Origin of the sequence: Roseobacter sp. MH60115 (assembly GCF_015644665.1) — a bacterium.
Classification (GTDB): Bacteria; Pseudomonadota; Alphaproteobacteria; order Rhodobacterales; family Rhodobacteraceae; genus Roseobacter.
Window position 1 is genome coordinate 694,155 of record NZ_JADOBQ010000002.1, and the last position, 25,003, is coordinate 719,157.

Sequence of the window (25,003 nt, forward strand, 5' to 3'; positions counted from 1 at the left end):
CTGGGCGCGGTGCTGGACAAGAGGCTCGGACGGGTTTCAGTGGCCGCACATGGCAAGGGTTTCGCAAGATGCGCTCGCCTCAGGTATCGCCCGTTCGCGCATGAGCCGGTCCCTTGGAGAAAAGCGCCTCTACGGCATTTGCGGATGTAACAGACACGATCTCTTTCGGCGCGCGGCGACGGCCAAGCTGTTCTTCGAGCGACAGGATAAGACGCACGCGCGAAAGGCTTGACCTAGCTTCGCTGGCGCTGGGCGACGGGAAAACCGTTGCCGGATGCGCGTCCTTGCGGATCCGGGGCTTGGCCCAACCGGCCAGCATTCTTGAGTCCGCATCGGCACCGTCAGCCAAAAATACGGCAACCGCCAGTTTTCGCCGCTGACTGTGTCGTCTTGCGTGAAGACGTCGTTGGTCAGCGCCGGGTTGTTCAGATAGGCCCGCATCAGTGTTGGTGTCTGCACCACAATCTCGCCTTGCCCGGTCCCGTGAAGACTGCCGCCATCGGATAGCACCGCGGCACGTTCGCCCCAGAGCCGACCGATCAGGCCGTCCTGAGGCGCTGCGTCACGGGACGAAGCCCCGCCGACCCAATTCGCGGTCTCCTTACATGTTGACCACATCGGCGCCCCCGCTCCAGTCGATTACCTCATGCCAGAGTTTGGCCGATAGCGGTGCCGACCCGATGTGAATTCCTTTGAGGCACGCCTTCGGCTCCGGGCTGGTTCCACGGGTGGCCAGTCGCCAGAAGGCGGGGACCGAGCTCATGAAATCGATCCGATGCTTGGCAAGGACATGATCGAGGTTGAGCGCCAGCGCTGCACCCAGATGGGCGCCTAGATAGACCGTGCCCCTCGCGAAAAACGGCGTCAGGCAATTGCTGATCAGATCGTGGCCGAAACGGGTGGGCAGGGTGCTGTGTAAGGCGTCATCGCCGATATGGGCGCGCAGCGTGTGGGCGACGTCCGTTGGCGTGCTGGTCGCTCCCGAGGTGAAGAGGATCAGCGCGGCATCGTCCAGAGCGGTCGCGCGAAAGGTCCGCGGGCAGGTTTTGTTCCGAAAGGTCATGCACGGGGACGCCGAAGCACATTTTCTGACCGCCCGTCAGCAGCGCCACGGCGTCTGACAAAGCGATCAGGTGGGCAAACTCCGCGCGCGTCAGCCTCGGGTTCAGACAGGCCGACGTCGCCCCCACCGACCAGATCGCAAATAGGTCTGCGAAGAAAGCCGGTGAGTTGGAATGCGCAATGGCCACACAGTCCTTCCGGCGAATGCCTATCCAGAGCAGGATGCCAGCGCGACGGTGGACTTCGGCGTCAAGCTCCGGGCCAGACAGTCGGCTGCCTGTCGCAAGATCGTGGATTGTACCGGACCAGTTGAACATTTAAACCTTCATGTCCGCAGTGCGCCTGTCTTGCAAATGAACTTCTATCGCGGTGCCGATGGCAATCTGATCGAGTTTTTGCAAACCGTCCGCCGCAAGCGCCAACCCCGGCGCAAGGGACAGCGCCGTCTCAAAGGCGAAGCGCGCCTCGCTCAAGTGGTTTGGACCGAGCAAGGCAAACCCGCGCCGGGCGTGAACCTTGGGCTGCTGTTGAGCGCCTCTGAGCGCGCTTTGAAAACAGGACAGCGCCTGCGTATATCTCTTGTGGTACAGATGGACGGTGCCGAGATCGCCCAGAGCCAGTGTCGATACGCTGTCGATGCTCAGGGCCCGTTCAAAGCTGCGGCCGGCCGCGTCATGGGCGTTGAGGCACATCTGCGCCCAGCCGATTGAGGTGCGCTGTCGGCTGCCCTCTGCGGTCTTTGCTGTCTTTCGTGCGGCACGTGTAAAATCGGCGGTTGCGGCATACTCTGCTCGCCCCAGAGCAATACTGCATTGCGCTGTCAGGATATGGGCGGTGATGTTGCCCGGCGCGAGGGCCGGCAGCGTTGGCGCCACGTCCGTTTGCAGCGCCCCGAACACCGGACGATCCTCGGGAATGCCGGGACCTGCCGTTCAAAGTATGCAGGGGTCGCGGTACGCCAGATTCACCTTGCCGCCGCGTATCTCTGCCGGGCGTTTGCGCAGTGCATCCCCCAGATGGCAGTGATCGGAGGGAATGACGACCCGCGTGCCGTCGCCTGCAAGCTCCAGATAGCGGGCCAGCATCATGTGGGACATCCGGTACGCCTCCTCGACCACACTGGCAAATCGCATGATTGGTCTGGGTGACATGGCCCATGCGCGAGGCGCGGTATTGCAGGAAGGTGGCGGACAGAAAGTCAACCAGATCGACATTCACCGCTAGGAAGTCCGGCCTGCTGTGCTCGGCGATCCAGGTGGCCGCGCCTTGCAGGGTCAGCGTGCGCGCCAGGGTTCGGGCGAGCAGGTCGAGCCGTTCGTCGCTGCCGCTATCGATGGTCCCGGGTTTGTCGAGAAACGGCAGCATCGTCTCGGCGCTGACGTCGCCGGGATGTAGGCGCAGGTCGGAAAAAACAGTATGCAGGTTGGGATGGGAAACCGTCCGCGGGTCAAAGGGCCATGTCTCAAACGCATCCCCGCTGGCGTCGACAAAGTTGTTGCTGACCACCAGCAGATTGTCCGCCCCGGTGGCCGGATGGGTGATCGGCCAGACGACCGCGGTGCAGGAGACACCGGCGGCAGCGACGTGTTCCCAGACGGGCGGCACAAGTAGATCACGACGCTCCACTCGGCGTGCAACCAATCGGGCCGGACGCCTCCTCGATTAGCGGGGTTACGACCATGCGGCAAAGCGGCTGTTGGAAACCGCAGCGACTGTCCGGCAAAGAGCTTGCCGATGCCGCCAGCCTCAATCGGGGCTGGGTGATGATAGTGTCCAACTCTACCTTGGTCAGCAGCCACAAGAGCCGCATTTGCATAGAACAGTTTAATGGGCGAACCCGGTGCGCGAGGATCCCTGGTTCGCCGGCGTGATCGGGGAAAACCCCTCAGATCCGGGGGCTACGCCGCTTGGGCGCCGCGACGACGTCGGAGCGCCAGCAGACCGCCCGCACCGGCCAACAGCAGCGGCACAGGCTTGCAGGGAGCGGCACGGTGGCGGGATCCTCGCCACCACTCGGGATTTCAGCCGCCGTGTTGGCGTTGGTCTGGAACCCGATGCGCAGCAGGGACAGACTGTCTTCGCAACCGCGTTCCAGCTCGGCCCAACCGAAATGTGTGTGCGCGACCCCATCTTCGTCCAAAAGCGATAGGATAAGACCGATAAAACCGGTGTCCCCGACCGTCGCGAAGGGACCCTGGTCATTGACAAAGGCGCTGGCGAAACGGTGGGCGTCGCCGCCACCATCGGCATCAAGCGCATCACCTTCTTCGAAGAGGAGAGCCAGACGAAAACGGTTCAGCTTGCCATCAGTGAGCACGGTCCCCGCCGGGTCGTCGAAATTGCTTTCGGCGAGGCTGGTGATAGCTCCAAAGGCGCCTTTTCCCCGGTTAACCGCGGTAACGCTATAGTCGTCCACCCCATCCCCGTGAGATCAAAACTGAAGGCACAGTTATCCGCCGTCTCATTGATATCGACGATCCTCAAACGGTTGGCATCCACGGTCGCGGCGCCAGCTGTTGTGGCCCATGCTCTCGACCGTCAGCTACAGCAAGCCAGTGTTTGGCTAAAGCCTTGTGACCTGCGCAAAGCATTGTATTTGCATTGTAACGACGGGAGCGACCTCGCGGTTTTGCCACGCTACCGCACCGAACCGGACCAAGAGCCGCGACGTGTGCGCATGCAAGGCGACGGCTAAGGACAAATCACAGACCCGGAATCGTGGTCCGGAAATGACCGACCATGCCCGGTTCCCATGGCGGCCAGAATGATTTCTGCCTCTTGGACCACCAGTTACCGTGGCAAAGGACGAGCAATGAAAACGCCAATCGGCTTTTGCAACAATACTCCCCGCGCTGCCCGGATATGTCGACCAATGGCCAGACCAACCTCAGCGCCGTTGCGAGACAGATGAATAAGTGACCCAGAAAGACGTGCCGCCTGAGACGCCAGCCAAGAAATTTGGCCGATGTGTTGCGGCGATCAGTTGAATGCTTGTCCACGGTGCAGATCTTCGGTTGATCGGGTTTGATGACAGCTGTGCAAGTCATTTCTAACGTCCACCACTCGCCAATATGCGTTGTTCGCGGTCTGCAGCCAAGCGCGGCATAGCTGACATTGGCCATGGTGGAACGCAGTTATGCTGGCACGATTGACGTGGATTTTGGACCACCTGTGCCTTCGTTCTCGATTTTGAGCTGAGCGACTTTCCTGAAAACTCTTGTCCGACTGTCTTGTCCAAACCTGCAGGAACGGGCGACTTTCTGGCAGCTGGGACACAGCGTTGCGATACCCACGATGCTTGGTGGGTCTTGCCTTCAGCTGAACAGGAAGATCGACACAATGAACCGACGTACATTCACTGCGACCAGTTTGGCAGCGGCTCTGGCACCACTGCCGCGTCCGTCATTTGCGCAACAGACAACGACCGATTTGCCCGGCTATCAGGTCGCCGAAATCAATGGTGGACGCTTAACTGCGGGACACGGGGGGATGGCAACCCCGCACGCCGTTGTTGATGATGACACGCTGTTTCAAGTGGCCTCGTGTTCCAAAACCGTAACCGCGTTGGCAGTTCTGACATTGGTTCGGGATGGCCGTATTGAGCTTGACCAAGCCGCAAACAGGTATCTTCGGCAGTGGCAATTGCCAGGTCCCAGAGGTGCCACTGCGACAATCGCGGAATTGCTGTCGCATACCGCAGGCACCACAGTTCATGGGTTTGAGGGGTATGGGCCGGGCATCGAAATTCCGAACCTGCCGGATATCCTTTCTGGTCGCCATCCCGCCAATTCAAATCCTGTGCGGACACGTCGCCGTCTGTTTCGCCAATTCAGGTACAGCGGCGGCGGCACAATGGTTCTGCAAGCATTGATTGAAGACATTACCGGAATGGGTTTCGCGACATACACCACTACGGAGGTCCTGACCCCGATTGGCGCCCCTCGCGCAACCTTTGCTCTAAAGCCAGAACCAGCCTTCGCACATGGGTTTTATGCAGATGGGTGGCCGCTGGTCGGCGGGTTCAGAAGGCACCCGGAAAGCGCTGCGGCCGGGCTCTGGGCAACTGCATCGGACCTCGCAAAGGTCCTGCAAGCGGTACTTCACTCCCTGAGTGGCGCACGCGATGCCCTTATTCCCGTGGCACTGGCGCAGCGGATGGTCACGCCAGTGAGCTGGCGCTCAGGCCTGGGCGTATTTGTGACACCCTCCGCCACGATTTTGCACGAAGGGCGCAATTTTGGATTTGACTCCGTAATGGCTGCTGAGCTTGCGACCGGAAGGGTTCGCGCCGCGGTCACGAACCGAAACGGGGCGCTTGAGACCTATGCCCGGCAGTTGGTGCCGGATTGATCCTGTCGCAGTTTTAGGTCACTTGTACCGCGTTGGTCGGCAGTTCCAAATTCTGGGCTGTCCATCCTCACAGGGAAGGACAGATTGAGGGGCCTTGAGTGCGTTTGCATTCTGGTCTCCCTGCGGTGTTCGGGACAATTTGTGGTATGGACTTAATCATCGTTGAAATGGCCAGCACGGCCACTATCGCAATCACGTTGTTCGGCATCGCATTTTGTCTCACGCAGACAGAGCACTCCTGCGTGAGTAGAAGTTTTGCGGCGTTCCTTGCCGCTGTGGCAGTGAACAACGTCCCGGATGCATTCAATCGCATGATTGAGACACTGCCGGATGCCTACATCCAACCGGCCGAGTCTATCATATGGCTGCCCAGTTCGCTTTTACTTGCACCGCTGTTTTGGATGTACGTGTTTACACTGACATCACCCGAACAACGGCGGCCCGCGCATCTCTTTCGCCATATTCTCTTGCCGGTTCTTGCGGTGCTGTCTGGGGTGATAATCCTCTTGTCTCCGCAAGAGGTATCGGGAACGCTCTATTCTAATGGGCCTCTACCGTCTTCGCCTTGGCTGGTGGCGCTTGTTCTTGTTGTCTTACTCTTGCAGCTCGCGGTTTATCCGCAAATGGCCGTCTACCTTTTCCTGATCATACGCCGTCTGATGCGCTATCGACTGATGCTGCGCGATGTCTATGCCAGTACCGAAGAACACGAACTGCGTTGGATTTACGTGATTGGCGGTTTGGGGGTGCTTTTCTGGGTGGCTCAAGCGCTTGTCCTGTTCATCGCCTTTGACCCGAAGCCAACGGGCGCGACACCTGCGTTCATCAGTGTTGCCGGTTTTGCTGGCCTCGCTCTGGTTGCGACGACAACACATTGGGGCCTGCGACAACGCCCGGCTCTGGTGCCCGACGTCGAAGCCGAACAAACGCCGACAATACCCATTGATCAGCCACAGGAAAAGTCGAGTGAGAAATATGAAAAATCTGCGCTGACGGCAGAGGCAACGACACGTATCACCCGCAAACTGCGTGCCGCGATGGAAACAGATCACCTGCACCGTGACCCCAATCTTTCGCTGTGGATCTTGGCCCGACATATCGGTGCATCGCCAAACTATATTTCGCAGACGCTGAACGAGGTGATTGGCGAGAACTTCTTTGATTTCGTCAACGGGTACCGCATCGCCGAGGCCATGACGCTGTTGTCCACGACCGATGAAACTGTTCTCAACATCACCTACGATGTGGGCTTCAATGCGCGGTCTTCCTTTTACAACGCCTTCAAGCGTGTCACCGGCCAAACCCCCACCAGTTATCGAAAAACAGTGTCTCGCCCTGTTGGGATGGATGACAGCAAAGGGTGATCACGCGACATCCGGTCCAGTCATTGCGGATCAGGAGACAGCCAAAACCACTTCACTCACTTGCCCTCAAACTACGGAAAACCGAGATTTAGCTCACCGCCCACCACGCCCGTGGGTTCGATGCGGCGCATCGACTTCGGCGCTGTCGAAATGTGAAAAGATTGAGAAAGACACTTTTATGAAACGATACCTAATCCTGGCTCTCTTTGCCCTCTGTGCTTGCGAAACGCCCGCTGAGATTTCCGCACGCAAGCAGGTTGATGCCGCCTGCGTGGCCGGAGACATTCAAGCCTGCGCCGCTGTTCAGCAAAGAGTTGCGGCAGAAAATCAGGCTCTTGCGATAACCGTTTTGGGGTTGTGAACAATGTGGACGGTTCTGCTTCAATAGAGTGACACCGGTTCAAGAGGGATTGGGCCAATACGCGCGGGTTCTCCAACGCCAAGATTTTCCGCTGCTGATTGTGCCACATCAATTGCCGGCTGCGTAACTTTGACGCCTGTCGCGGCCCATCCCTGTTTTGCAAGCCAGATCGTATCATCCCACGTGCGCAACCAAGATCATGCACCCGCCCAGGGGCAGTCCATCGCTCTTGAGCGCGGGTCGGGGCAGTGGCAAAAGTGAAAGCAATCAGTTTGAATTTTGTTGGAATTCAGCGATCAGGCGGTCGAACGTGTCAGGCTCGGTCCAATGGCAGATTTAATCGATGAGGATCCGCAACATTCGTGGTTGAGCGCTTTTTGTCCAGATATGTGCGGCGGGAGAAGTCTTGCTTATATCATCCAGTGAGCCGCCCTTCACACCGAGTGTGTCCGACACTCCCAGGAAAGCGTGATAGATGCGGGTGCCACATGTCGAACAGGGAGTGCAGACCTCTTCACTCTCGCTGTCGCCTGTTGTTTTCCACGTCGAAAGTACTCCGGACGTCGCTTGGAATGCATCCGCAGGGAACCAAACAGACATACCACAAGCGCTGCTGGACTGTTGTTGGCAGTCAGCTCAATGGCAGCAAGAGGCAACGACAGGTTTGTTGTCTGTTTCGTATAGAATGGCGCCGCATTGACAGCCCCCGTAGTGGTTCATCGCGGTATGACCCTGCGTCAAAAATGGTGCTGATGTGCTGATCCTAAGCAATCAGCGACCAGATGCTGTTGTAAAACCGCAAGGGTGGCTTTGCGTGCTTTTCGATTGGCGCCATGTCTTCTCAGTGATTAAACGGAGCCACGCGTACATTCGGCCAACGCCATTTGCATAAAACGGGCAGGAGCTAGGTCGCTCGATTGCCAGTCACATCCGCGAGTTCAGAGAATAGCCATGCGCCGAACTTGTCGGCAATCCGGTCACCTCTCATGTCCGGATGCGCTGACAGCCAATAGTCGTCACGCCCGGGGCGCAATGTATCTCCGACCTTTGTCAGATCGCCACATTTCAGAGCGTCGGCACAGAGGATGTCGTCGCCGATGACGATGCCCAGCCCATTCATGGCAGCCCGTATGGATAGTCCGCCATTGCCCAACACGATCCCCTGATCAAACCTGACCTGCTCGCCTTAGAGACCGCGTTTATGGGTAAGCTCTGTTCAGGTTTTGGTCTTCCCTCGACCGGTTAGCATATTCGTGTGGCGTCAGGCCAGCGAGGCTGGAGTGAGGCCGGGTGTAGTTGTCGTCTCTGCGCCATGCCGCGATCATGCGGCAGGCATGGCGCAGAGATGGGAACAGGTGTTCGTTCAGGCACTTCTCGCGCATCCTTCCGTTGAAGCTTTCCTCGAAACCGTTCTGCATGGGTTTGCCGGGCGCGATGTAGTGCCAGCCGACGTTGCGATCCTCTCGCCACTTGAGCATCGCGTTGCTGGTCAGCTCAGTCCCGTTGTCTGAGACCACTATGCAGGGATAGCCGCGCAGTTCGGCGATGCGATCCAGTTCGCGAGCGACACGCGCGCCGCCAATGGATGTGTCGACCACTGCGGCCAGGCACTCACGGCTGAAGTCGTCGATGAAGTTCAAGACCCGGAGCCTGCGCCCGTCTTCCAACGCGTCAGATATGAAGTTGAGCGACGCTACTTTATACAAGTGGCGGTCCAAGTGTGGCCGCATTGAGGTGAGTTCAACGATGCTTGGATTATGCATTCGCTGCGAAAGTCCGGTCTGGTGAAGCTGTGCTGCGCGCTTGACTAGAGGTCGAACGCCCGGAATGGGCCGTGGACGGCATTAATGGCGTTTTGGCTAGGGGCTTTTCACCGAAAATTTCAAAAAACCGTGTTAGGCTACTGAGCCCCTGAAAATCAGCAAAGATGCTTAATGTGACGTTCTTACCCGACAAAAGTTGTAAGTCTCGCCGGACAAGTTGCGGTTCATGCCGGACGACACAACAAGAAGTGTTTGGCTGGGATGGTAGGATTCGAACCTACGGTACACTGTACCAAAAACAGTTGCCTTACCACTTGGCTACATCCCAACGTGGGCCGGTAATTAAGCCTCTCTGGCCAGACGCGCAAGACCTGATTTCGAGAAAAAGCCTGCAATTTCCAATCCAAGCGTTTCCTATGGAACGCCTTGGTGGCTTGGCGCTCTCGCAACGCCCATCGCCTCTCAACCTAAGCGCCTTGGTGCGCGCTGGCGGTCATCGGCGCAGGGTATCAGGCTGTGACGTCGATCAGGATGGCACCGGCGCGCCCGCCCGCTTCAACGGCTTCATGCGCTAGTGCTGTGTCTTTAAGGTCAAAGATATCCTGCACCGGGCATTTCAGAGCACCGTCGACGAGGGCATCATGCAGCCTGTCGATGGCATGTATCCGCTCGGCCTTGCCCAGAAGATAAATCAACACGATATCGAGTGTCACGGCTTTGAAAAGAAGAGGATAGAAGGGAAGCGTGGGGGTCATGTTCAGCGCTGAGCCATAGGCTGCGATCGTCCCATTGGGCGCGATGACCGCCGTATCGGTTGCGATGTTCTGGCCGAACTCCACTTCGATGATCCGAGGTATCAGGTTTCCATCGTTGGCCGCCAGAATCTGATCGGGCAGATCGTCTGCCTTGTAGTCCAGAACGACGTCCGCTCCTGCGGCCTCGCAACGCGCCACTCCGGCACCATGGGCCGTGGCTATGATCGTGGCGCCGCCCCATTTCGCAAGCTGGATGGCGAGATATCCAACCGTGCCAGCGCCACCGTGAATAACGACGGTCTGCCCGGCAATCTCACCGCCGCCAAACACCGTATGTGCCGCTGTCAGGCCCGGAATGCCAAGGATTGCGCCGGTCTCCAAACTGACTTTGTCCGGCAAGGTCACAGCCTGGTCGGCAGGCAGGACGATGTGGCTCGCGGCAGTGCCGAAGGCGCGTTGCCACTGCCCGTTCCATATCCACACCCGCTCGCCGATCCGGGCGGTATCTACGCCCGGACCCACCGCAGAGATGATGCCTGCGCCGTCACTATGGGGTACGATCCTGGGAAACGGCGGCGTGGTGACGCCGGGGCGGGATCCGGCGCGGGCCTTGACGTCCGACGGATTCACGCCCGAGTAAGCCAGCTCGACGCAGACCTCGCCGACCTGAGGTGTCGGCAGTTCCTGTTCCGACAAGTGCAAGACATCGGAGGCGTTTCCGAAACTCTCATAGCTGATGATACGCATTGTGCGGGCTCCAAACGGTCCGGTTCTGGCCACCCTAGCTGCGCGCGCGTCAGGCACAAGCCATGCGATGTGAAATCAGACTACGTCCTCAGTCCCGAACCTCATCGGGCTTCACGCCCCAGAGGCGCGATTTGGGGGCCCAGCCACGGTAGCCGCCTGATTTGAGCTGGCACCATTCGAGGTCGCATTTGCCCAGCCGCGCGATGACACCCGCTTCCAGGGCCGCGGTCACGGGCGTTTCCACATCCGGGCGCATGTGCAGAGACAGCATATCCTTTTCCACGATCACCGTGCGCACCCCGGACAGCAGCGAATAGTGAACCCATCCGCCCTGACCTTCACGATCTTCAACCCGCCGCCAATGGCCGTGCTCGGCGGTGATCTGCAGGGGCATGTCGCGCTGCTTGAACACCCAGTCGATGCGGTGGGTCAGGGACGGACCGCGTCGCGCATTCCCTTCGGACGCCTTCATCGAGACAAATCGCGGCAGCGGCAGGTTGGTCACGGGCCCCGTGTCGCGCGCTATGCCCGGGGTGCCCATGCAGGCAAGGGACAAGGCCCCGACAAGGGCTGCGAGAAGGTATTTGGTCATGACACTGCCTGTTATTCGTAAATTGCCCGTTTGCTGGCCCGAGGTTCTTGTGCCCCGTCGCCATCTCGGCCACCATGGCACAAAACAGGCTGATGCGCCAAGTCCGGGGAGGCTCGAAATGTCAAAGCCAAAGCTGAGTGTTGTCGTTACGCGACGGTTGCCGGAGGTGGTGGAAACCCGCCTGTCAGAGCTTTTCGATGTGACCCTGCGTGATGATGATGCCCCGATGAGCCGGGCGGATCTCGCCAAGGCGATGAAGGCGGCGGACGTGTTGGTGCCCACGGTGACGGATGAGATCGATTCCGCCCTGATCACGCAGGCCGGTGACCGGCTGAAGCTGATTGCGAATTACGGGGCAGGGGTGGACCATATCGACGTGGCAACGGCCCGCCAGCGTGGTGTTCTGGTGTCCAACACGCCCGGGGTGCTGACCGATGACACGGCCGATATGACCATGGCGCTGATGCTGGCGGTATTGCGCCGGATGCCCGAGGGGTTGAGCGTGATGCAGTCGGGCGACTGGGAGGGCTGGGCCCCCACCGCCTATCTTGGCGGGCGCGTTGCGGGGCGCCGGTTGGGCATCCTCGGCATGGGGCGCATCGGGCAGGCCGTGGCCCGCCGGGCCGCCGCCTTTGGCATGCAGGTACACTACCACAATCGCCGCCGCCTGCGCCCTGAGGTGGAGCAGGCGTTGGAGGCGACCTATTGGGAAAGCCTCGACCAGATGGTGGCGCGTATGGATGTGATCTCCATCAATTGCCCGGCGACGCCCTCCACCTTTCATCTGATGAACGCGCGGCGGCTGAAACTGATGAAGCCGGAGGCGGTGATTGTGAATACCTCGCGCGGCGAGGTGATCGACGAAAGCGCGCTGACCCGCATGTTGCGCGCGGGCGAGATCGCCGGCGCCGGTCTCGACGTTTATGAACGCGGCACCCACGTGAACCCCCGTCTTCGGCAATTGGGCAATGTTGTGCTGCTGCCGCATATGGGGTCCGCCACGCGCGAGGGCCGCATCGAGATGGGCGAGAAAGTCATCATCAATATCAAGACCTTCGACGATGGCCACCGGCCACCGGATCAGGTCATTCCGTCAATGCTTTGACATCCCAGCCACCAGATTGGAGAGACCATGCGACACATTCTGACAGGACTTGCCTTTCTTGCTGCCACGGCGGCGCAGGCCCAGCAAGCGGCTGACGCGGTACAGCCCGAAGCCGCCACGCAGGGCGCCTTTCAGGCGATCTCGCCCGAGGTTGCCGCAGCGCTGGAGGCGAAATTCGCGGGCACGCCGGTGACGGCCGAAAACTGGATGGTGGCCGCCGCCAACCCCTGGGCGGTCAAGGCCGGGGCGGATGTGCTGGCCAAGGGCGGCACGGCAGCAGATGCTCTGGTGGCGGTGCAGGCCATGCTCGGGCTGGTGGAGCCGCAATCCTCCGGGTTGGGAGGCGGTGCCTTTCTGGTCTATTTCGATGCAGAAACCGGGACACTGACCACCCTTGATGGCCGCGAAACAGCCCCGCTGGCGGCGACGCCGCGCTTGTTTCAGGATGGCGAGGGGGAGCCGCTTGGCTTTTTTGATGCCGTCGTTGGCGGGCTTTCCGTCGGCACCCCCGGCACCCCTGCCTTGATGGAAGAGGTGCACTTGCGCTGGGGCGCCCTTGAGTGGGCGGAGCTTCTGGCCCCGGCCATTGAGCGCGCCAAAGAGGGGTTCGAGGTGTCCCCGCGTCTGGCCGGTCTGGTTGAGGGCGATGCGGAACGTCTGGGACGGTTCGGCACCACTGCCGACTATTTCCTGCCGGGTGGAACCCCTCTGGCAGCGGGTGATCTGCTGAAGAACCCGGCCTACGCCGAGACCTTGCAAGCCATGGCCGACGATGGCGCGCGCGCGTTTTACACCGGTGATATCGCTGCCGATATCGTGTCGACCGTGCAGCAGGCCGAAGGCAATCCGGGCGTCCTGTCCACGGTTGATCTGAGCATCTATGCGGTGAAGGAACGCGCGCCCGTCTGCGTGAGCTACCGCGCGCATGATGTCTGCGGTATGGGGCCGCCGTCGTCGGGGGCGCTGACCGTCGGTCAGATTCTGGGCATGCTCGATACCTATGACCTCTCTGCCGGGCCGGATGATGTGGAGGTGCGCCGTCTGATGGGCGATGCGGCGCGGCTCGCCTTTGCGGATCGCGGGCGGTACATGGCCGACAGCGATTTTGTGCCGGTGCCGACCGAGGGTCTGGTGGATCAGACCTATCTGGCCGGGCGCGCTGCCTTGCTGGCGGGCGATGATGCCCTGCCGGAAGTGGCCCCCGGTACGCCGGAATTTGATCATGCGTTGAACTGGGCAGATGATGCCTCCATCGAACTGCCCTCGACCTCGCATTTCGTGATCGTGGATGCGGCGGGGAACGTGGCTTCCATGACCACGACGATTGAGAATGGTTTTGGCAGCCGTCTGATGGTGCGGGGCTTTCTGTTGAATAACGAGCTGACGGATTTCTCCTTCCGCAGCCATGTGGATGGCGTGCCCGTGGCCAACCGGGTGGAGCCGGGCAAGCGCCCGCGGTCTTCCATGGCACCGACCATCGTGATGAAGGACGGCGCGCCGGCATTGGCGATTGGCAGCCCCGGTGGTAGCCGGATCATCGGTTATGTCGCGCAGAGCATCATCGCCTATCTGGATTGGGGATTGGATGTGCAACAGGCTCTTGCGGTGCCGCATGCCGTCAACCGATTTGGCAAATATGACGTGGAAGAAGGCACCTCGGCAGAGGCCTTGGCAGAGCCTTTGACCGCCTTGGGATATGAAGTCGGCAGCCGGGCGCTGACCTCCGGCCTGCATGCGATTGCGATTGGTGACGGGTTGCAGGGTGGAGCAGACCCGCGCCGCGAAGGCATCGCGCTCGGGCAGTAACCCGGGCGGAGAGGGGAGGCTGATCATGGTCAAACACGCGAGTTTGCCGCGCAACGAAACCGGGATCGAGACGGCTTTGGGCGTGCTCAAGCAGCAATTTGGCGAGCGGTTTCAAACCGGTGCCGCGATCCGGGAGCAGCACGGCCACACCACGACATGGATCGAGAACCAGCCCCCCGATGCGGTTGTCTTCCCCGCTTCGACACAAGAGGTGTCGGAGATCGTCAAGACCTGTGCGCAGCACCGCGTGCCGGTGATCCCCTATGGCACCGGCACCTCGCTGGAGGGGCATGTGAACGCACCGGCGGGCGGCATCTGCGTCGATCTCAGCCAGATGGACAGGGTGCTGGAGGTCAATTCCGGTGATCTGGACTGCCGGGTGCAGCCCGGGGTGACACGCGAGGCGCTGAACACGCATCTGCGCGATCAGGGGCTGTTCTTTCCAATCGATCCGGGGGCCAATGCGTCGCTTGGCGGGATGGCCGCAACGAATGCTTCCGGGACCAATGCGGTGCGCTACGGCACCATGAAAGACAATGTGCTCGCGGTCGAGGCGGTGATGGCAGACGGTCGGATCATTCGAACGGGCACGCGCGCGCGCAAATCCTCTGCCGGCTATGACCTGACGCGATTGCTGGTGGGGTCAGAAGGGACCCTGTGCCTGATCACCGAGATCACCCTGCAATTGCAGGGCATCCCGGAGGCGATCAGCTCCGCAAGCTGCTCCTTTCCAACCGTCGACGCCGCCTGCCAGACCGTGATGTCGGTGATCCAATACGGGCTGCCCGTTGCCCGGATTGAGCTGTTGGACGACACGACGGTCAAGGCGGTGAACGCCTATTCAAAGCTCGACCTGCCCGAAACGCCTCTGCTGCTGTTGGAATTTCACGGGACGGAGGCAAGTGTTGTCGAGCAGGCGGAGATATTCGGCGCGCTGGCAGAGGAGCATGGCGGCGTCGGCTATCAGGCCACCACCACGACAGAGGAACGCAACAGGCTCTGGCAGGCGCGGCACGACGCCTATTGGGCAATGCTGCAATACCGGCCGGGGGCGCAGGGGATTGCCACGGATGTCTGCGTGCCGATTTCACGCCTGGCCGATTGCGTGGGCGAGGCGCAGCGGCGCGTTTCGGAGCTTGGCCTGATTGCGCCGATCCTGGGACACGCAGGGGATGGTAATTTTCATGTGTCGCTGCTGGTGGACATGTCCGATGCCGATGAGTTGGAAAAGGCCGCAGGCTTCGTCAGCTGGCTCAACGACCTGGCAATTTCGATGGACGGCACCTGCACGGGCGAACACGGTATCGGGCAGGGCAAGCGGCCTTATCTCGTCAAGGAACTTGGAGAGGCCACTGTTGTGATGGGCGCGATCAAACAGGCGCTGGACCCTCTCAACCTCATGAACCCCGGCAAAATCCTCTAGCGCAGTGCTGGCGAAAACGGTGGCCTGAAAGCCCACCTTACCTGCTTGCCACCCAGGTTTCATCCGGCAGGTAGGGTGGGCTTTCAGGCCACCTGTGCCACGATGTCGCTTTCCCACCATGACCGGTCGGGCGCAGTTTGTTCCATTGCGCCGCACGCGCTAATGCTATCGAAACAGCAGTGTCACGGAGCGCGAGCCATGAAAACCCAAGTCAAAGCCCTTGTTGTTGGCGGCGGCGCCGTCGGGACGTCGATTGCCTATCACCTTGCCCGCGCGGGGTGGGAAGATGTGATGCTGCTGGAACGCGACGAACTCACGTCGGGCTCCACCTGGCACGCAGCGGGTCTGCTGCCCTATTTCAACATGTCCTACGCCACGACCCATATCCACGACTACTCGATCCGCTTTTACAAGACGCTGGAAGAAGAGACCGGGCTGAACGCCGGGTTTGCCGTTGTGGGTAACCTGCGTATGGCGCAGACGCAGGCGCGCATGGATGAATACATGCTTTACGCCTCCACGGCGGAGACCTGCGGCGTGCCCTACCAGTGGATGACGCCCGACGAGATCAAGGCAAAATGGCCGCTGATCAATACCTCTGACCTCAAAGGTGCGCTCTACCACCACACGGACGGCTACATTAATCCTGCGGATGTGACCATGGCGATGGCCAAGGGTGCCCGTCAACGCGGCGTGATGATCGAGCGCAAATGGCAGGCGGATGCGTTTCAGTGGAACGGTACGCATTGGGAAGTCACGGCCACGAAAATGGTGGAGAAGGGCGGCAACCTGGTGCCGTCGGAAGAGCAGATCGTGATCACGGCCGAGCACGTTGTGACGGCCTCAGGCAACCACGCGCAGCGCACGGCAAAGATGCTGGGCATCAAGATCCCGGCGATCCCGGTGGAGCATCAGTTCATCGTCATGGATCAGGACCCGGATCTGGTCAAATTCCGTGCCGATGGCCATGTGGAGCACCCCGTGGTGCGCGATGCCGATGCGCAATCCTATGTGCGCGAAGAACGAGGTGGCTGGATTCTCGGAGTTTACGAGAAGAACGCGCCCGCCTGCTTTGAATATGGCGTACCCGACAGTTTCCGGGCCGATCTCTTCCAGCTTGATCTGGAGCGGATCGAGGAGCAGTACCTTGCCATGATCCACCGCATTCCGTCCTGCGAGGACAGCGGTTTGAAGGACGATTTCAACGGTCCGATCTGCTATACGCCCGATGGCAATCCGCTGGTGGGGCCGGCACCGGGGTTGGACAATATGTGGCTCGCGGAAGGGTTCTCCTTTGGGATCACCGCGGCGGGCGGGACCGGTTACTATCTCGCGCAGATGATGGTGGACGGCGAGGCCGAGATCGACATGGCGTCGCTTGACCCCAAACGGTATGGGCCGTGGATGACAACCGAATACGCCGCGCGCAAAAACGAAGAATGCTATGAGCACGTCTACATCCTGCACCACCCGGATGAGGAACGCCCGGCCTGCCGGCCCCTGCGGACATCGCCAGCCTATGACCGTCAGGCCGCACGCGGGGCACAATTCGGGCAGGTCAACGGATGGGAACGCCCGAACTACTATGCACCGCAGGGTTTCAACGATCACGATGCACGGTCTTTCCGGCGCGGCGGTTGGTGGCAATACGCCGTCGAGGAAGCTAAAGCCATCCGCGAAGGCGTCGGGCTGATCGACGCCACCGCCTTCACCAAGCACCGGATCAGCGGGCCGGGCGCCACGGCGTTTCTGGAATGGTTCACCACCAACAAACTGCCGAAAGTGGGGCGGATCAACCTGACCTACGCCCTGACGGCAGCAGGAACCACGCGCACGGAATATACCATCGTGCGGTTGGCCGAGGACGATTACTACCTCGTCTCTGCGGGCGCCTGGCACGCCTACGATCAGGATTACCTCTACAAGGCGATCATGGAGAAGGAAGCCGAATTCGGGCGCATCAATGAACAGGACGTAACCACGCAGTGGGGTGTCTTTGCCATTGCAGGGCCGAAATCGCGCGATGTGCTGAACGCGTTGGTCAAGGATGCGGACCCGGCGACTGTGCTCTCGAACAAGCGCTTCCCATGGCTTTCCTATCGCGACATTGAGTTGGGCATGTGCCCGGTGCGGGCAATCCGCGTGGCCTATACCGGGGAGCTGGGCTGGGAGCTGCATCACCCCATCGAAATGCAGAATTACCTCTTCGACCAGCTTGACAAAGCGGGTGAAAAGCACGGGATGAAGCTGGTGGGCGCGCGGGCGCAAAACTGGCTGCGGCAGGAAAAATCTTACCGCGCCTTTGGCACCGAATTGGGCCGTGATGCCACCCCGCTGGAGGCCGATCTGCCGCGCTTTGTCGACCTGTCAAAAGAGTTTCACGGCAAGGCGAAGATGGAAGAGATCGGCGTGCGGTCCAAATGTGTAACGCTGCTGATTGACGGACCCGAAGATGCCGATCCTTGGGGCCGCGAGGTGCTGTACCATGGCGACACGCGGGTCGGACGTTTGACCTCCGGCGGGTATTCCGTGGCCTTCGGCAAGAGCATCGGCATGGGCTATGTCACCCCCGATCTGGCGGTGCCGGGCACCAAGCTGAAGGTCAAGATGTTCGATCAGCTCTGGGACGCCGAGATCGTGGAAGACAGCCCCTATGATCCGACAAACGCGCGCATTCGCGTCGACGGCTAGCCGCTAGGTTTTGGTGGCAATGAAGGCCAGATTGTTGGCGGGCATGTCGATTTGTCGAACGGACGACGCGCCCGCCGTTTCAAGCTGGCGTGTGATGTCGCGATCATCCTTGTACCCGATCGCAGGATCCGCCCCGCGAAGGTCTGCGTCGAAACGGGTGTCTCCGGCGCTGGTCAGGACACCCGCGCGTTTGAACGGACCATAGAGGATGAAACGCCCTGATGGGCGTAGCGCTGCCATGGCTTCACGCAACAGTACCTCTGCCGCTGCATCGCTGATCAAATGCAGCAGATTGACCAGAAGAACCAGATCGAGCGGCGTTTGCGCTGCATGCCACCCGGGGGCTGTGGCATTCAAGGTGCGGGCGGGGCGCAGGTTCGGCAGTTTTGCATCTGCGGCGTAGGCGTCGATGCTGGTCCGCCGTGGGGCATCCACTTCGGTCGGCTGCCATGTCAGGCCGGGCAGGGCCTCTGCGAATGCCACGATGTGTTGACCGGTGCCACTGGCAATCTCCAACGCATCGCCTGACAGTGGCGCGTGTTCTCGCAGCAGGTCACACAGAAAACCGACATTCCGCGCGGCTGCTGGCGCGTGCAGTTTCGCACCTTCTGCCGCGGTCGCGACACTTGCGGTTTTGGGCAGGCGTGCGGTCATTGAAACCGCCGGGGTGACAGCGCGGCCACGATCTCCGGGTCGAGCGCCGTCGGGCGGCCCAAAACCTCATCCGCCAGTAGCTGTGCGGCTGCGGGGGCCGTCTGGAACCCATAGCCGCCCTGGCCCGCACACCAAACGAATGCCGGTTGCATTGTATCGCATCCCAGCACCAGCGTGCGGTCGGGTGCGAAACTGCGCAGCCCCGCCCAGCTCGATTGCAGACGGGTCACAGGTTCGGTCACCATCTCCTCGTAGAGGGCCAGGCCCTGCGCCAGCGTCATGTCCTCTGCCCAGGCGTCATGGGGTTCGACCGGGTCTTCATCGGCGGGCGAAACCAGCAAAAACCCCGCATCCGGCTTCGCATACCAGCTTTCGCCCACGCCAAAGAACATGGGCCAGTGGCGCACCTCATGCCCGCCGGGGGCCGGAATGCGCGCCATGGACCGCCGATGCGGCACGATCCCCAAGGGCGCAATGCCTGCCATCCCGGCCACCTGATCCGCCCAGGCACCTGCCGCATTGATCAGTGTGGCAGCGTGAAAGCTCTTGTCACCGCATCTGACGGTCCACATGCCTTGATCGAACCGGATACTTTCCACCCGGCAGCCGGTTTCAACCGCACCGCCGTTCTGGCGCAGCGTGCGGGCAAAATCCTGCAACATCCGGTCGGTGTCGATGTCCTGTGCGTCCGCGTGATAGGCTGCAAAGGCGAGCTTTGCGGGGTCCAGCACGGGCACAAAGTCACGCGCCTCGGCGAGGCTGATGGGTGTGGTGCCCAGCGTGGCGATATCGCTCTCATAGGCCTCGCGTTCATGCGCCTGGGCGACGATCATCAGACCGCGCGGGCTGAGATACCCGCCCTGTGCCAGCGTTTCCACACTGGCCCGATTGAGCGCCTGAACGCTGGGCGCGCCGTAGTTCTGCTCGATCAGCGCCGCCGACCGGCCAGAGGCGTGATAGCCAATGGAGGTCTCCGCCTCCAGCACGGTGACATTCGCAGAACCGGACAATGCGGCGGCGGCACTCAGACCGGCCACCCCACCGCCGATCAACAGGATATCGGTCATTCCTGCTCTTCGATGCGGTCCGTTGCCGGGGGTGGCGTCGGGCTCAATGCGGCCAGCCGGGCATAGAGCTCAGGGCTCATCTCATAGGTCATGGCGGCCAGTGACGGTTGAAGCTGTTCGACGGACCGGGCAGAGATGATCGGCGTTGGCCCCATCGGATGGGCCGCCGCCCAGGCAACGGCGAGGGTCGCGGCATCGACGCCCACATCGGCGGCAACCTCACTCAAACCGACGGCCGCCTGATGCATCCAGTCCAGCCCATAACGCGCGGCATATCGGTCGTCTTCGGTCAATCGTCCGGCACCGCCTGCGCCGTATTTGCCGGTCAGCAACCCGCCGCCCAGCGGCGAATAAGGCGCACAAGCCACACCCTGATCGGCGCACATCGGCAGGATTTCCACCTCCGCCTGACGCTTCACCAGATTGTACATCGGCTGCAGGATATCGATGGTCAGATCGAACTTCGCGGCAATCCCAATCGCCTTGACCACTTGCCAGGCCGCAAAGTTCGACACACCGACATAGCGGATCAACCCCTGCGATTTCAGCTCGGCCATGGCCTCCATGCTTTCATGCAGGTCCGTGTCGGGATCAAACCGGTGCATGTAGAGGATATCGACCATGTCCATGTTCAGGCGCTGGCGGGAAATGGCAAAACTGTCCTGAATGTTCTTTTTCGACCCGCCCCCGGTATAGGCGGCTTTGGTTGCGATGATCAGGCGGTCGCGTTGCGCCCCCAGCATCGCGCCCAGCAACTCCTCCGAGGCGCCGTCGTTGTAGACATAGGCTGTGTCGAAATGGGTGATGCCCGCGGCGATGGAGGCATCGAACAGCGCGCGGGAGGCTGCGGCGTCTGCGCGACCTCCGAATTGCATGGTGCCAAAAGCGAGGCGGCTGGCAGGGGTGCCGTCGGGGCTGGTGAGGTGTTTTGTCATGGCATCAGAAGTGGCACGACCAGTGACGCCGTGCAATAATCAATCCGGTAGAACACACGCAGGAGTTTCCGAAATGATCGTCACGGAAAAATCGCATCTCATCGGGACGATGCGGGATGCCTCCGGTCCGGGGTGGAACAGCCTGCGGCTTTTGGTGAAATCCGACGGCATGGGGTTTTCGATGACGGACACGAAGGTCCTGCCGGGGGCCGTTCTCACGTTGCAGTACAAAAACCATATCGAGGCCTGCTATTGCGTTGGCGGTGCGGGCACCGTGACGGAGCTTGAGACCGGCGAGAAGCATCCGCTCACACCGGGTGTTCTCTACGCACCCAACGCACACGAGCGTCACGAGGTGCGGGTGGATGGGTCCGAGCCCTTGCATCTGATCTGCGTTTTCTCGCCCGCGCTGCAAGGCGATGAAGTGCATGGCCCGGACGGCAGCTACGCCGCGTCCTGATCTGGACGGAGCGTCGTCATAAAATCGAAAATCTTGCGCGTGCTCATTTCGCAGGGGAACAGACGCGCGCCACTCTGCAGACGATAAAAATTCAGGCTGATGTAGTCGGTGCCGCCCAGTTCTTCCGCGACCAGTTTGACAGACTTTCCGCCGCAGAATGTGGTTTTTGTCACGATGTATCGGCGGTGTTGAGACCGTCCCGTGAAGGTGCCGCTTGGCAGTCTCTCAAGGGCTGTCTCAAAGGCGTCGAGAGAGTGTTGCTCAGGTTTTCTGGCCAATGGTCGGTTCGGTTCCTGCGCGAATGCGGGAGATGTTTGCCCGGTGTCGCCAGAAGATGATCAGCGTCAGCGCAATGCCCAGAAACAGACCGTCCGGCAGGCCGGTGAAGATCATCAAAGGCGTGCTCGCCGCCGCAGCAAAAAGGGCCCCCATCGACGAGATACGTGAAATCAATGCACCTGCGAGCCATGCCAGACAGCACCCGACGCCGACCGGCCAACTGAGTGCGAGCAAAATGCCGAGGAAAGTGGCAACACCCTTGCCACCTGCAAAGCGGAGCCAGACCGGGTAGCAATGCCCGATCATGGCCATCAACCCCGCGATCTGCGCGGTATCCTCTCCGCCGAAGGCGCGGGCCAACAGCACAGCCGCCAGCCCCTTGCCTCCATCGAGCAGCACCGTCAGGGCGGCGGCGGTTTTGTTCCCGGTGCGCAGCACGTTGGTGGCACCGATGTTGCCGGACCCGATGTTGCGCAGGTTGCCCAAGCCCATGAGGCGGGTCAGGACCATGCCAAAGGGGATTGACCCCATCAGATACCCAATGAGCCCCCAGAGCAGGAGAACTGCGGCGGAATGTTCGATAATGGGCATCAGGTCCTCTCGTACACGCAGGTGCCAGCCACATAGGTGGAGAGGACCTTACCCTGCATCCGCGCGCCGTCAAACGGTGTGTTGCGGGATTTCGAGCGCAGCGTGGCGCGGTCCATCAGGAACGGGGCGTTGGGATCGAAAAGGACAAGATCCGCCGGAGCGCCAATGGCGAGCCGACCGCTCTCCAGCCCGAGGCGTTTCGCAGGGTTCAGCGACATCGCGCGCCATAGGGTCGGCAAATCGATCAGTCCTGCATGGTATAGCCGCATCGCTGCCGGTAACAGCGTCTCAAGCGCCACGGCGCCAGAGGCCGCCTCCTCGAAGGGCAGGCGCTTGCTTTCCTCATCCTGCGGCGTGTGCATGGAGGAGATCACGTCAATCAGCCCGGATTTCACCGCCTCGGCCACGGCCAGCCGGTCCTGCTCGTCCCGCAAGGGCGGTTTCAGTTTGAAAAAGGTTCGGTAGTCGGCGACATCCAGCGCGTTCAGCGTCAGATGGTGGATCGACGTGCCCGCCGTGATATCGAGGCCATTGGCCTTGGCGCGGGCAAGCGCGGGCAGGGCGCGGGCGCAGGTGATCTGGTCGGCGTGGTACCGGGCCCCGGTCATTTCGATCAACGCGATGTCGCGGTCCAGCCCCATGCGCTCGGCCATCGGAGAGACCGCGGGTAGGCCCCGCAGCGATGCAAACTTGCCTGACGTCGCGGCCGCCCCTTTGCTCAACCCTGGGTCCTGCGGATGCGCGACGACCAATGCGCCCAGACCGCTGGCATAGGTGAGCGCGCGGGAAAACACCTTGGTGTCGGTGACAACCCGGTCGCAGTCGGTGAAGGCCACCGCCCCGGCATCCATCAGGAAACCGATCTCTGTCATCTCGCGGCCCGCGCGTCCCTTGGTCAGCGCTGCCATCGGCAAGACGTTCACCGGAGAGACCTCATTGGCGCGCCGCGTGACAAACTCCAGCGTTTCCGGGTTGTCGATGGCCGGATCTGTATCGGGGCGTGTGATCATCGTGGTCACGCCGCCAGCCGCTGCTGCCAGCCCGGCGGAGCGGTAGCTTTCCTTGTGCCGGTCTCCCGGTTCACAGACTTTCACGCCCAGATCGACGATGCCGGGGGCGAGGTATTTCAGATCGCAATCAATGACGCGACCAGATGTCAGGCGCGGCGCATCCTTGGGCAGATGTCTGGTGATACGACCGTCTTCGACCACAAGGCCGCCAGTGATGATCTCGTCTTTCTCAGGATCGACGAGGCGCGCATTCAGGAAGGTCAGCTTGGTCATCCGGGCATCCTTTGCACAGGCGTCTCGGGGACGGTCCTCTGATGGTGGAGGTTCATGTCCCCACCCAGAACATCAGCCCGACAATACCGAAGGCGACCAGCAGGGCCATCATAGCAATGCGCCCGGACATCTTGGGGTCTTTGGGTTCCTTCACGTCTTCCGCGCCTCCTGTCTCACGTAAAAAGCCACCAGAGGCCGAGGCCCAAAAGCACGGCCAGCGCGATCACGATGAGCGCGCTGCCAGCGGGTCCGCGCGGTGGCGTGGGCGGGGTCATGCCGGGTGTGCCGCTGTAAGGTCGGGCACTCTCCGTTGTGATCGGCGGTGCGGTGCCGGAGGGGGCATATTCCGCATAAGTCCCGATGAGTGTGAGCTCGGCACCGGGTGTCAGCGTCATCTCAAGCCCTTCAAAACTGTCGGAAAAGAGCAGCAGAACATAACCTTCCAGCGCATCGAGCCTGCTTTTGTCGGCGCCGATTTCAGCCTCCTCGACCGCATACCCCTCGCTGAGGTAAGTGCTCAACCCCATGCCGGTCAGGTCGGAGATCGGGAAAATCTCGGCGCTGGCGGTGTTCAGGTGCGGGCTGCCCAGCAGCTGTCGCGCAAAATCCGGCTTGGGGAGCGTTTTGAGTGTCTCGGTGACTTCCGCAGGTGCGAGGTTGATGGCAAAGACGCGGATCGCGCCACGCTCGTTTTTCTGGATCTCGATGGGTGTGTTCATGCCGTCTCCGCCCGGGTCAGTACAAGGTTTTGGGCAAGCAGATCCATCGCGGCCATGCGGACGGCCACGCCCATCTCCACCTGATCTTGAATAACGCTGCGGTTGATGTCATCAGCCAGTGTCCCGTCGATTTCCACTCCGCGGTTCATCGGTCCGGGGTGCATCACGATCGCATCCGGCTTGGCATGGGATAACTTCTCCGCATCCAGGCCAAACCTGTGGTAATACTCGCGCTCGCTGGGGATAAACCCGCCATCCATGCGCTCTTTCTGCAAGCGCAACATCATCACCACGTCCACATCGCGCAGCCCCTCCGCCATGTCCGAGAAGACCTCGACACCGAATTCCGCGATGCCCGAGGGCATCAGCGTCGGCGGCCCGATCAGGCGCAGGCGGTTCTCCATCTTGCCGAGCAGCATGATGTTCGACCGGGCCACGCGGGAATGGGCGATGTCCCCGCAGATGGCAATCGACAGGCGGTGCAGGCGCCCTTTGGCGCGACGGATGGTCAGCGCGTCGAGCAGAGCCTGCGTCGGATGTTCATGCCGACCGTCACCTGCGTTCAGCACTGCGCAATTCACCTTTTGCGCCAACAGATCCACGGCGCCGGAATGCGGATGGCGCACCACCAGCAGATCGGGGTGCATCGCGTTCAGTGTCAGCGCGGTGTCAATCAGCGTTTCACCCTTTTTCACCGAACTGGCCTGCATCGCCATGTTCATCACATCCGCGCCCAGGCGCTTGCCTGCAATCTCGAAACTCGCCTGCGTGCGTGTCGAGTTCTCAAAGAACATGTTGATTTGTGTCAGACCTGCCAGAGCATCGGCGTGTTTGTCGGGCTGTCGGTTCAGGGTGGCATATCGATCTGCCAGATCAAGCAGCGTGGTGATCTCTTCCGGACGCAGAGCTTCGATACCAAGAAGGTGGCGGTGCGGGAATGTCATGTGCGGCAGCCTATCGTGATTTCACACCTTATAGGGAGGGTGCGCGGGACGG

At 61.0% G+C, this 25,003-nt stretch carries 23 protein-coding genes, 1 tRNA gene and 3 pseudogenes; 8 read left to right on the plus strand and 19 right to left on the minus strand.

Annotated features, from left to right (window positions below; genetic code table 11):
* Positions 1-79: 79 nt before the first annotated feature.
* From ISX84_RS08995 to ISX84_RS09010, 5 genes and pseudogenes are all read right to left on the minus strand, one after another.
* Positions 80-319 (minus strand): hypothetical protein, encoded by a 240-nt coding sequence (locus ISX84_RS08995; RefSeq protein WP_195819995.1) that lies wholly within the window; start codon positions 317-319, stop codon positions 80-82.
* Between the two features lie 282 nt (positions 320-601).
* A complete protein-coding gene (locus ISX84_RS09000) occupies positions 602-1,063 on the minus strand; it encodes an AMP-binding protein (protein WP_195819996.1) in 462 nt (153 codons plus the stop codon).
* Between the two features lie 31 nt (positions 1,064-1,094).
* A pseudogene (locus ISX84_RS23555) lies at positions 1,095-1,379 on the minus strand (AMP-binding protein); the annotation flags it as partial.
* A complete protein-coding gene (locus ISX84_RS09005) occupies positions 1,380-1,961 on the minus strand; it encodes a tetratricopeptide repeat protein (protein ID WP_195819997.1) in 582 nt (193 codons plus the stop codon).
* 33 nt (positions 1,962-1,994) lie between these two features.
* The gene (locus ISX84_RS09010) at positions 1,995-2,159 is read right to left on the minus strand and encodes a hypothetical protein (RefSeq protein ID WP_195819998.1); all 165 of its coding nucleotides are present in this window, start codon (positions 2,157-2,159) and stop codon (positions 1,995-1,997) included.
* Between ISX84_RS09010 and ISX84_RS09015 the strand changes: the two genes are divergently transcribed.
* Complete coding sequence (locus ISX84_RS09015; protein WP_195819999.1) at positions 2,149-2,286, plus strand: hypothetical protein; 138 nt, start codon at positions 2,149-2,151, stop codon at positions 2,284-2,286. The two genes, ISX84_RS09010 and ISX84_RS09015, sit on opposite strands and share 11 nt — an antisense overlap.
* A 661-nt stretch (positions 2,287-2,947) precedes the next feature.
* Here the strand turns inward: ISX84_RS09015 and ISX84_RS09020 are convergent.
* Positions 2,948-3,478, minus strand: coding sequence for a hypothetical protein (locus ISX84_RS09020; protein ID WP_195820000.1), 531 nt, complete (start codon positions 3,476-3,478; stop codon positions 2,948-2,950).
* A gap of 953 nt (positions 3,479-4,431) precedes the next feature.
* Here ISX84_RS09020 and ISX84_RS09025 point away from each other — a divergent pair.
* Together ISX84_RS09025 and ISX84_RS09030 are read left to right on the plus strand one after the other, a co-directional pair.
* On the plus strand, positions 4,432-5,412 hold the full coding sequence (locus ISX84_RS09025) for a serine hydrolase domain-containing protein (protein ID WP_195820001.1): 981 nt from the start codon (positions 4,432-4,434) through the stop codon (positions 5,410-5,412).
* Between the two features lie 146 nt (positions 5,413-5,558).
* Positions 5,559-6,776 (plus strand): helix-turn-helix domain-containing protein, encoded by a 1,218-nt coding sequence (locus ISX84_RS09030; protein WP_195820002.1) that lies wholly within the window; start codon positions 5,559-5,561, stop codon positions 6,774-6,776.
* Positions 6,777-7,473: 697 nt separating this feature from the next.
* Here ISX84_RS09030 and ISX84_RS23560 read toward each other — a convergent pair.
* From ISX84_RS23560 to ISX84_RS09060, 6 genes and pseudogenes are all read right to left on the minus strand, one after another.
* Positions 7,474-7,758: pseudogene (locus ISX84_RS23560) on the minus strand (GFA family protein); the annotation flags it as partial.
* 283 nt (positions 7,759-8,041) lie between these two features.
* Positions 8,042-8,257, minus strand: a complete 216-nt coding sequence (locus tag ISX84_RS09040; protein ID WP_195820004.1) for a hypothetical protein — start codon at positions 8,255-8,257, stop codon at positions 8,042-8,044.
* Positions 8,258-8,336: 79 nt separating this feature from the next.
* Positions 8,337-8,828 (minus strand): annotated as a pseudogene (locus tag ISX84_RS09045) (integrase core domain-containing protein); the annotation flags it as partial.
* 325 nt (positions 8,829-9,153) lie between these two features.
* Positions 9,154-9,228 (minus strand) — tRNA-Gln (locus ISX84_RS09050).
* A 181-nt stretch (positions 9,229-9,409) separates the two neighbouring features.
* Positions 9,410-10,402 (minus strand): NADPH:quinone reductase, encoded by a 993-nt coding sequence (locus ISX84_RS09055; RefSeq protein ID WP_195820005.1) that lies wholly within the window; start codon positions 10,400-10,402, stop codon positions 9,410-9,412.
* Between the two features lie 88 nt (positions 10,403-10,490).
* Complete coding sequence (locus ISX84_RS09060; RefSeq protein ID WP_195820006.1) at positions 10,491-10,994, minus strand: SH3 domain-containing protein; 504 nt, start codon at positions 10,992-10,994, stop codon at positions 10,491-10,493.
* A gap of 118 nt (positions 10,995-11,112) precedes the next feature.
* Between ISX84_RS09060 and ISX84_RS09065 the strand changes: the two genes are divergently transcribed.
* The 4 genes from ISX84_RS09065 to ISX84_RS09080 all read left to right on the plus strand — a co-directional run bounded on the left by ISX84_RS09065 (position 11,113) and on the right by ISX84_RS09080 (position 18,019).
* Positions 11,113-12,099, plus strand: a complete 987-nt coding sequence (locus tag ISX84_RS09065; protein WP_195820007.1) for a 2-hydroxyacid dehydrogenase — start codon at positions 11,113-11,115, stop codon at positions 12,097-12,099.
* 27 nt (positions 12,100-12,126) lie between these two features.
* Complete coding sequence (gene ggt, locus ISX84_RS09070) at positions 12,127-13,905, plus strand: gamma-glutamyltransferase (protein WP_195820008.1); 1,779 nt, start codon at positions 12,127-12,129, stop codon at positions 13,903-13,905.
* A 25-nt stretch (positions 13,906-13,930) separates the two neighbouring features.
* On the plus strand, positions 13,931-15,328 hold the full coding sequence (locus ISX84_RS09075) for an FAD-binding oxidoreductase (protein ID WP_195820009.1): 1,398 nt from the start codon (positions 13,931-13,933) through the stop codon (positions 15,326-15,328).
* A gap of 198 nt (positions 15,329-15,526) precedes the next feature.
* A complete protein-coding gene (locus ISX84_RS09080; protein WP_195820010.1) occupies positions 15,527-18,019 on the plus strand; it encodes a GcvT family protein in 2,493 nt (830 codons plus the stop codon).
* 3 nt (positions 18,020-18,022) lie between these two features.
* Here the strand turns inward: ISX84_RS09080 and ISX84_RS09085 are convergent, their stop codons facing one another.
* The 3 genes from ISX84_RS09085 to ISX84_RS09095 are packed head-to-tail and all read right to left on the minus strand — an operon-like array spanning position 18,023 to position 20,675.
* Positions 18,023-18,673, minus strand: coding sequence for a DUF938 domain-containing protein (locus ISX84_RS09085; protein ID WP_195820011.1), 651 nt, complete (start codon positions 18,671-18,673; stop codon positions 18,023-18,025).
* Positions 18,670-19,740: an NAD(P)/FAD-dependent oxidoreductase gene (locus tag ISX84_RS09090; RefSeq protein WP_195820012.1), complete on the minus strand. Its 1,071-nt coding sequence runs from the start codon at positions 19,738-19,740 to the stop codon at positions 18,670-18,672. Before ISX84_RS09090 ends, ISX84_RS09085 begins: the two co-directional genes overlap by 4 nt.
* Positions 19,737-20,675 carry an aldo/keto reductase gene (locus tag ISX84_RS09095; RefSeq protein WP_195820013.1) on the minus strand — a complete coding sequence of 313 codons (939 nt, stop codon included), beginning with the start codon at positions 20,673-20,675 and terminating at the stop codon, positions 19,737-19,739. Before ISX84_RS09095 ends, ISX84_RS09090 begins: the two co-directional genes overlap by 4 nt.
* Before the next feature lie 73 nt (positions 20,676-20,748).
* Between ISX84_RS09095 and ISX84_RS09100 the strand changes: the two genes are divergently transcribed.
* Positions 20,749-21,135, plus strand: a complete 387-nt coding sequence (locus ISX84_RS09100; protein ID WP_195820014.1) for an ectoine synthase — start codon at positions 20,749-20,751, stop codon at positions 21,133-21,135.
* 261 nt (positions 21,136-21,396) lie between these two features.
* Here ISX84_RS09100 and plsY read toward each other — a convergent pair whose 3' ends face one another.
* From plsY to ISX84_RS09120, 4 genes are all read right to left on the minus strand, one after another.
* Positions 21,397-22,005 (minus strand): glycerol-3-phosphate 1-O-acyltransferase PlsY, encoded by a 609-nt coding sequence (plsY, locus tag ISX84_RS09105; RefSeq protein WP_195820015.1) that lies wholly within the window; start codon positions 22,003-22,005, stop codon positions 21,397-21,399.
* Positions 22,005-23,288 carry a dihydroorotase gene (gene pyrC, locus ISX84_RS09110; protein WP_195820016.1) on the minus strand — a complete coding sequence of 428 codons (1,284 nt, stop codon included), beginning with the start codon at positions 23,286-23,288 and terminating at the stop codon, positions 22,005-22,007. The genes plsY and pyrC overlap by 1 nt, the downstream gene beginning before the upstream one ends.
* A gap of 173 nt (positions 23,289-23,461) precedes the next feature.
* A complete protein-coding gene (locus ISX84_RS09115; RefSeq protein WP_195820017.1) occupies positions 23,462-24,007 on the minus strand; it encodes a hypothetical protein in 546 nt (181 codons plus the stop codon).
* Entirely contained in the window at positions 24,004-24,951 is a 948-nt protein-coding gene (locus tag ISX84_RS09120) for an aspartate carbamoyltransferase catalytic subunit (protein ID WP_195820018.1), read from the minus strand. Before ISX84_RS09120 ends, ISX84_RS09115 begins: the two co-directional genes overlap by 4 nt.
* Between the last annotated feature and the right edge of the window lie 52 nt (positions 24,952-25,003).

Excerpts from the sequence above, each read along its gene's own strand:
- ggt (WP_195820008.1), top strand. The coding sequence starts at position 12,127 with ATGCGACACATTCTGACAGGACTTGCCTTTCTTGCTGCCACGGCGGCG.
- pyrC (WP_195820016.1), bottom strand. The coding sequence starts at position 23,288 with ATGACCAAGCTGACCTTCCTGAATGCGCGCCTCGTCGATCCTGAGAAA.
- ISX84_RS09080 (WP_195820010.1), top strand. The coding sequence starts at position 15,527 with ATGAAAACCCAAGTCAAAGCCCTTGTTGTTGGCGGCGGCGCCGTCGGG.
- plsY (WP_195820015.1), bottom strand. The coding sequence starts at position 22,005 with ATGCCCATTATCGAACATTCCGCCGCAGTTCTCCTGCTCTGGGGGCTC.
- ISX84_RS09065 (WP_195820007.1), top strand. The coding sequence starts at position 11,113 with ATGTCAAAGCCAAAGCTGAGTGTTGTCGTTACGCGACGGTTGCCGGAG.
- ISX84_RS09010 (WP_195819998.1), bottom strand. The coding sequence starts at position 2,159 with ATGTCCCACATGATGCTGGCCCGCTATCTGGAGCTTGCAGGCGACGGC.
- ISX84_RS09000 (WP_195819996.1), bottom strand. The coding sequence starts at position 1,063 with ATGACCTTTCGGAACAAAACCTGCCCGCGGACCTTTCGCGCGACCGCT.
- ISX84_RS09055 (WP_195820005.1), bottom strand. The coding sequence starts at position 10,402 with ATGCGTATCATCAGCTATGAGAGTTTCGGAAACGCCTCCGATGTCTTG.
- ISX84_RS09120 (WP_195820018.1), bottom strand. The coding sequence starts at position 24,951 with ATGACATTCCCGCACCGCCACCTTCTTGGTATCGAAGCTCTGCGTCCG.
- ISX84_RS09060 (WP_195820006.1), bottom strand. The coding sequence starts at position 10,994 with ATGACCAAATACCTTCTCGCAGCCCTTGTCGGGGCCTTGTCCCTTGCC.
- ISX84_RS09040 (WP_195820004.1), bottom strand. The coding sequence starts at position 8,257 with ATGAATGGGCTGGGCATCGTCATCGGCGACGACATCCTCTGTGCCGAC.
- ISX84_RS09030 (WP_195820002.1), top strand. The coding sequence starts at position 5,559 with ATGGACTTAATCATCGTTGAAATGGCCAGCACGGCCACTATCGCAATC.
- ISX84_RS08995 (WP_195819995.1), bottom strand. The coding sequence starts at position 319 with ATGCTGGCCGGTTGGGCCAAGCCCCGGATCCGCAAGGACGCGCATCCG.
- ISX84_RS09015 (WP_195819999.1), top strand. The coding sequence starts at position 2,149 with ATGTGGGACATCCGGTACGCCTCCTCGACCACACTGGCAAATCGCATG.
- ISX84_RS09085 (WP_195820011.1), bottom strand. The coding sequence starts at position 18,673 with ATGACCGCACGCCTGCCCAAAACCGCAAGTGTCGCGACCGCGGCAGAA.
- ISX84_RS09115 (WP_195820017.1), bottom strand. The coding sequence starts at position 24,007 with ATGAACACACCCATCGAGATCCAGAAAAACGAGCGTGGCGCGATCCGC.
- ISX84_RS09075 (WP_195820009.1), top strand. The coding sequence starts at position 13,931 with ATGGTCAAACACGCGAGTTTGCCGCGCAACGAAACCGGGATCGAGACG.
- ISX84_RS09095 (WP_195820013.1), bottom strand. The coding sequence starts at position 20,675 with ATGACAAAACACCTCACCAGCCCCGACGGCACCCCTGCCAGCCGCCTC.
- ISX84_RS09100 (WP_195820014.1), top strand. The coding sequence starts at position 20,749 with ATGATCGTCACGGAAAAATCGCATCTCATCGGGACGATGCGGGATGCC.
- ISX84_RS09090 (WP_195820012.1), bottom strand. The coding sequence starts at position 19,740 with ATGACCGATATCCTGTTGATCGGCGGTGGGGTGGCCGGTCTGAGTGCC.